This is a genomic window from uncultured Porphyromonas sp. (assembly GCF_938039215.1).
Lineage (GTDB): Bacteria > Bacteroidota > Bacteroidia > Bacteroidales > Porphyromonadaceae > Porphyromonas.
In genome coordinates this window covers 1-1,530 of record NZ_CALHVI010000034.1, presented here as the reverse complement: position 1 = coordinate 1,530, position 1,530 = coordinate 1, and the positions used below count along the sequence as shown (strand labels likewise).

The 1,530-nt window shown below is 52.5% G+C and carries 3 protein-coding genes; all 3 read right to left on the bottom strand.

Annotation, left to right across the window (positions count from 1 at the left end):
• Positions 1–75: 75 nt before the first annotated feature.
• Positions 76–513 carry a hypothetical protein gene (locus tag Q0336_RS08825; protein WP_366139529.1) on the bottom strand — a complete coding sequence of 146 codons (438 nt, stop codon included), beginning with the start codon at positions 511–513 and terminating at the stop codon, positions 76–78.
• Positions 510–647 carry a hypothetical protein gene (locus Q0336_RS08820; RefSeq protein ID WP_366139528.1) on the bottom strand — a complete coding sequence of 46 codons (138 nt, stop codon included), beginning with the start codon at positions 645–647 and terminating at the stop codon, positions 510–512. Before Q0336_RS08820 ends, Q0336_RS08825 begins: the two co-directional genes overlap by 4 nt.
• Before the next feature lie 301 nt (positions 648–948).
• On the bottom strand, positions 949–1,530 hold a 582-nt coding region (locus Q0336_RS05090; RefSeq protein WP_298526332.1), incomplete at its 5' end, for a hypothetical protein.

Below are 1,530 nucleotides of genomic sequence, written 5' to 3'. Positions count from 1 at the left end.
CTCTAAGTAGGGCGTGAGTATGGGGGGACGGCTAGCGCTCCTGATACTCAGGGGATGTTCTCTCTAGAGTAGTCTTTAGTAGTACTTGCCTTTGTGGTAGCGGGTGAAGTAGTTCATCCACTCGACATCATGCTTGTACTTCTTGATGCGACGTGAGGTCTCTAAGGCTTTGTTGCGAAACTCGGGAGTGGTCGGGTATTCTGGATGATCCAGACAGAAGTCATGAGCATATTCGAGGACGACGGCATCGGATGCTCTTATAGCATCGGGATTGATGAATCTTGGCACTCCTACATAGCACTGCTCTCCGTGATTAGATTGGGTCTTGAAGACCTGATACATACGTATCCCACTTCGGGTCACGTGCACGATGAAGAGCGTCCGAGGCCGATCCCTATCGTTTCCACTCCCTAGAGGGACTAGGTCCTTTAGGTGATCGATCGGGGTGAAGTGGAGGCTCTTCAGCGAGTCGGTCGTCAGTGTCGTTGGCTCATCTTGCACATAGAAGTTCATATAACGGGGTAGGTACCGAAAGCCAAATTCCCACGTCCCATAGTCTTCATAGGTCGCATATTGGTAGCGGAAGGCGGGTACGTCAATGGAGTCCTGCACCCCACGCCAAGCAGGGGCAAGGAAGTCCCAACCATAGTTGCGTTTCTTACGGGGAGCGTTTGCCGGGGTCTTTACACGGAGTGAGCTGTGCTTCCACTGCGGGCTCTTCTGATAGTGATTTAGGAGATAGACCGTATCGGGTAGGGAGTCCTGGGGCTTCTTCCTCCTTTGGGCACCGAGTGATTGCCCAAAGGAAAAGAGAAGAAGGAAGAGGAGCATCGAGAGGCGTTTCATAGTCTCGGGCGTATGCTGTGTTTCTATGCTCTAAGTAGGGCGTGAGTATGGGGGGACGGCTGGCTCTTCCGATACTCAGGCGGATTCTCTCTAGAGCTATCTTTAGTAGTACTTCCCTCTGTGGTAGCGGGTGAAGTAGCGGATCCACTCGATATCGTGCTTGTACTTCTTGATACGACGTGAGGTCTCTAGGGCATGGTTACGAAGCTCGGGAGTAGTGGGGCACTCTGGGTCATCTATACAGAATTTATAGGTGTCTTTGAGAAGGACTGCATTGGCTGACCTTATAGCATCGGGATTGATGTGTCTCCTCAGTTCTACATAGCAGAGATCTCCTTGAAAGCTTCGCGTCTCGAAGACCCGATACATACGTATCCCACTCCGTGACACGTGCACGATGACGTAGGTACTAGGGAGCTTCCTTGAGCCCCTTCTCGTTATCGAGACAAAGGGTTCTAGGTCATCCATCGAAGTAAAGTGGAAGGCCTTCAGGGAGTCGGCTGTTAGTGGTGTCGGCTCGTCTCGCACGTAGAAGCTGATGTAGAGAGGAACGTGGTCAAAGCGAAATTCCCACGTCCCATAGTCTTCGTAGGCCCCGTACTGGTAGCGGAAGGCGGGTACGTCGACGGAATCCTGCACCCCACGCCAAGCAGGGGCAAGGAAGTCCCAACCATAGTTGCGGGT